This is a genomic window from Roseovarius sp. D22-M7 (assembly GCF_037083785.1).
Taxonomy (GTDB): domain Bacteria; phylum Pseudomonadota; class Alphaproteobacteria; order Rhodobacterales; family Rhodobacteraceae; genus Roseovarius.
On the sequence record NZ_JBAPKY010000036.1, the window covers coordinates 1 to 4,489 of the forward strand.

At 58.9% G+C, this 4,489-nt stretch carries 4 protein-coding genes and 1 pseudogene (1 of these 5 cut by a window edge); 2 read left to right on the forward strand and 3 right to left on the reverse strand.

The genetic code is table 11. The features are described 5' to 3' along the window. Positions 1 to 95 precede the first annotated feature (95 nt). The 3 genes from V8324_RS14895 to V8324_RS14905 form a co-directional block, all read right to left on the reverse strand. A complete protein-coding gene (locus V8324_RS14895) occupies positions 96 to 1,151 on the reverse strand; it encodes a hypothetical protein (protein ID WP_336420721.1) in 1,056 nt (351 codons plus the stop codon). A gap of 242 nt (positions 1,152 to 1,393) precedes the next feature. Continuing rightward, a complete protein-coding gene (locus V8324_RS14900) occupies positions 1,394 to 1,693 on the reverse strand; it encodes a CcdB family protein (protein ID WP_336420722.1) in 300 nt (99 codons plus the stop codon). Continuing rightward, positions 1,693 to 1,914 carry a type II toxin-antitoxin system CcdA family antitoxin gene (locus V8324_RS14905; RefSeq protein ID WP_336420723.1) on the reverse strand — a complete coding sequence of 74 codons (222 nt, stop codon included), beginning with the start codon at positions 1,912 to 1,914 and terminating at the stop codon, positions 1,693 to 1,695. The genes V8324_RS14900 and V8324_RS14905 overlap by 1 nt, the downstream gene beginning before the upstream one ends. 474 nt (positions 1,915 to 2,388) lie before the next feature. Here V8324_RS14905 and V8324_RS14910 point away from each other — a divergent pair, with 474 nt between their 5' ends. After that, positions 2,389 to 3,462, forward strand: coding sequence for a replication initiator protein A (locus tag V8324_RS14910; RefSeq protein WP_336420724.1), 1,074 nt, complete (start codon positions 2,389 to 2,391; stop codon positions 3,460 to 3,462). A gap of 209 nt (positions 3,463 to 3,671) precedes the next feature. Continuing rightward, positions 3,672 to 4,489, forward strand: a pseudogene (locus V8324_RS14915) (IS5 family transposase); it runs 189 nt beyond the window's last position.

Below are 4,489 nucleotides of genomic sequence, written 5' to 3' on the forward strand. Positions count from 1 at the left end.
CTCGCGCAGTTGCGCAAACGGCGGTTCTTCTCGCTGGCCGAGGTGAACGCGGCCATTTCAACGCTGTTGGAGCGGCTCAACGACAAGGTCACCCGTCACAGCACTGCCCGCCAGATGCGGAACCGTCCTTGCCCCGTGACCTCGGTCACGAGGCCTTGGGCTTCGAACCATGCAAGGTTTCTTTGGATCGCGGCACGACTGACGCCGGTAAATTTCTCAGCCATGGGGGCGGTTATTAAGGGCCAGCTGCAAAAGGCCTCGATCAGCCGGGACGGCGTGCGCCCCGAGAGGCATGCAGCCCGGTCCCTGGCTGTGTCTTCCCAGCGTTCCAGCTGATCGATGTGCCGCATGGCCCGAACGAGACCCTGCTCCGCCGCCTTCAGCCAGTTGCGGAGACGCTCTGCCGGATCACCACCGCCGCGCAGGGTTCCTGCCCCACCCATCAGCACCGGCACGAACAGGATACCCCCCTGCCCTTCGCTGGCGGATATACGTCCCGCAACCACGGCGCCCTCGAGACGATCATCCTCGATGCCGATCCCGGTCAGGGGCCAAAGGTAAAACGCAAAGCATGCGCGAACGATTGGGTGCAGTCTCCCGGCGGCCGACATGATCGCATTCCAGGTCGCGACCTTCTCAGACAGGGGGTCTTGCCTTGGAATCTCTTGCCGACCGAGAAAGCCCGCCAGATCGGGTTCTGGCCCTGGACCACCCGCCAGACGCCGAAACGCCCAGGTGGCGCGTTGAAGAGCGCTCGTGTCATCGCTGGCCGCACTAATCCGCATGGCATGCCACAGCCCCAGTCGGTCGGTCGAAACCCGACACTCTGTCAGCCAGCTGAGCTCCGAGGCCTCGATCAGGGCCAGCCGGTGTCGCCATCCCTCAGGGCCGCGCCGAAGCCGTTCGTCCAGGGCACCAAACCGGGCAGCAACGCGCCCCAGATGCGCCGCCTGTTCGCCTTGCGTCAGTTCCCAGCCAGCAATCTGTGCGCGCTCATCGGCTTCGGCCCGAGGCAGGGGCGGTAGAAAGTCTGGCTCCTCTTCCATCGGGCCGGGCAGGAACCACAGCTCCTCTTCGGCGATCTCGTCGTCATAGGGGCCCTCTCTGTGGCTCTCGGCAATGCCATTTTTTTCAGGAGGATATGATCTCATATGTGTAAAATACATATATTTTGCACATTACCCAAGTGTTTTTCGGAAAGGGCGCTTTCTTGTCCACGCAGGCATCGCCCGTGCATGCACGAAGGGCTACTCCCGTCGCGTTCAACGTAGGAAAAACAAGGGATTTGGAGCAATGTCGATAATACAAACCACGCTTGCATACGTTTACAAACGATCGTTTATTGATGACATAAGAGTTTGCAAAACTCCACACTTGGCAGAGGTGTGTGGACTCAGAATCCGTGAAACAGCATGTCGAGCGCCGCCGTGACCGGATCGGCCTGTGGCGACAGATCGCCCAACGGGGCCTTAAGAATCGTAGCGGGCACGGCGGCGATGTATTGGGTCATCATCACATGCGCCGTGCCTTCGATCTCGAACACCGGGTTCAGTCGGCTTGCCGCGACCGGGGCATCGTCTTTCGGCAGCAACGGCACCACGGCGCGGACGTTCAGATCGTCCAGCAGATCGCTTTGCATATCCAGCAGATAGCCACCGCCCGCCGGGTTACCGAACAGAGCGTATTTCGCCATCAGAACTGTCTGTATTCGGCAAGTGGAAGCCCGTGCTTCGTCACCCAGTCATTCGAGCTTTGCAGCGCCGCGCGGTTCTCTTCCAGCCACTTCGCGGCCTTGCGGGCGCGTACTGCCTCGCGCAGGCTTGTCTCGAACGTGGCCGACAGGTTGATCCCAAGGCTGCGCGCTTCGTCCAGCAGGGCGCGGTCTATTGTCAAATTGGTAGCGCGCTTGTTCATCCGATTTCCCTTGTGGGTTATTCATGCGCATTGATAACACGCATGATGCTTGTGGACAACGCGTCAGGCACTGACCTTCCCCTTCGTCCAGCCCCTCGGAGTCGTTGCGGAAGCGGCTGCTGATGTAGATGCGTTCGAGGAGCGCGATGTTATGGTCAATCTCCGGTAGCGATCGGGCACGGCCCATGCTGGGGCGCGTTCTGCAACGTGTGAGCAAGAACGACACTCGGGGGGACCTGTTGCGACGGGGCTTGAAGTCGTGTGTGTTATATATGTGTTAAATAATGTGTTACGCTGTGGATAAGGTTGTGTAAGTACCTGATAAATATATATAAATGCAAACCCCTGGTAACTGATACCACGAATCTCGGTAACTAAAATCTCGCTTTTGGTAACTGATACCACGAATCTTTCGTATTGGTAACTGTTCCCACGAACCTTGACTCCAAGTACCTAATACCACGAATATCATGCATGGACACTGAAACCACGAATCTTAGCCTTGCTCCAACTCAAGAAGGGAAGTCTTCCCTGCCACTCATTCCTGACCGGCATCCGCAGCACGATCTGTTTATCTGCGACGTGGCGGACGCCGTTCTGAAGGATATGATGGCGCACATGGAGCATCCCTTCTACTCACTTTCCAAGAAGCCCGAGACTAACGTCCGGCGATACGAGCATAATGGGAACTGGATAGAAATAACGCCTAGCGTCAAAGGCTTGGCGACGATCTATGACAAGGATATCCTGATCTACTGCATCTCCCAGATCATGGCGAAGCTGAAGAACAACGAACCTGTCTCGCCACGTGTGCGGATCAACTCACGCGACCTGCTGATCTTCACCAACAGGGGCACAAGCGGGCGGGATTACATGGCGCTTGTGGAGTCCCTTGATCGGCTGGAGGGTACGCGGATCCGCACCAACATCCGCTCTGGGGACGAAGAGCAAATCGATGGTTTCGGACTGATCGACACGTCGTCGATCCGCCGCAAGCACGGCCTCGGTGGGCGCTTGCTCTGGTGTGAGGTCAAGCTGTCAGACTGGGTTTTCAATGCTATTCGCTCGAAAGAATTGCTGACGTTGCATCGGGACTACTTCCGTCTCCGCAAGCCGATTGAGAGGCGCGTTTATGAGATTGCACGCAAGCACTGCGGCCAAAAGAACGAATGGAAGGTCGGCCTCCCTACCCTTTTCAAGAAGACAGGGTCACAGAGCCCGCTCAAGCGCTTCCGGCAGATGATACGTGATCTGGCGAGCTATGATCACCTGCCCGACTACAGCGTTTCATTTGATGCTGAAGCGGACATGGTGACGTTTCTCAACCGTGGAACAATGCAACTCGGCAAGCTCAGGGCGCGATGGGACGGCCACCTTGACAGTGATGCACACATTGAGGCCAAGCAGGCGGCACCAGGATGGGACACGCACATGCTGGAAGACGAATGGCGCATGTGGCTTGCTGATCTCGACAGCGCTCCCAACCATCCGACACGGCACTTCGTGAAATTCTGCCAGAGCTGGTATGAGAAGTGCGGATGCCCCTGAACAAGAAGGGAATGCCTTCGGCGGGCAAGATTGGATGGGACATGCAGCATCTCGCAACGACTACCTTTCTGAAGAGTGACAGCGGGCGAAAAACTTTTCGGCAGCTCGAAAAGCATTTTGCCCTGCCTTAACAGGCTGCTGAAAAACTCCGCCTCGACATGGATTTGAGAACGTGATTCACCCTTTGCACGGCATGTAGGGGGATGACGATGCGCGGGACGGACGGGACGAGCGGGGCGCTGTTCAGCTATGTTGATCTCGAGGCGCGGGTTCCCGCAAACCACCCGCTGCGCAAGATCCGGCAGATCGTGAACGATGCGCTGGCCAGCCTCGATGCCGAGTTTGATGTGCTCTACACGAGCGAAGGCCGTCCCTCCATCGCGCCCGAGCGTCTGATCCGCGCCAGCCTTTTGCAGATTCTGTTTTCGATCCGCTCTGAACGGCAGCTGATGGAGCAGATGGATTACAACCTGCTGTTTCGGTGGTTCGTCGGGCTTGGCATCGACGATCCCGTGTGGGTCCCGACGGTGTTCACCAAGAACCGCGACCGGCTGCTGACCACCGACATGTCGCGCAAGGTCATGGCCGCGATCCTGGCGCATCCGGAGGTCAAGCCGCTGCTTTCAGACGAGCACTTCTCGGTCGACGGCACCCTGGTCAAGGCGTGGGCGTCCATGAAGAGCTTCCAGCCCAAGGACAGCACGGCGCCGCCGGACGAGGACGACCCCGGCAATCCGCCACCGCCACCGACCGACGAGACCTCCGCCAGCCCCGACCAACCCCAGCAGACCGAGACCCAGCCCATACCGAGCACCACGCACCAGCCCCGCAATCCCGAGATCGATTTTCGCGGCACGAAGCGCTCGAACGCCACCCACGCATCGGTCACCGACCCCGATGCGCGGCTCTACAAGAAGTCGCCGGGTGCCGCGGCACAACTGTGTTTCATGGGCCATACCCTGATGGAGAACCGCAACGGGCTGGTCGTGCAGGCGGACCTGACCCACGCCGATGGCCACGGCGAGCG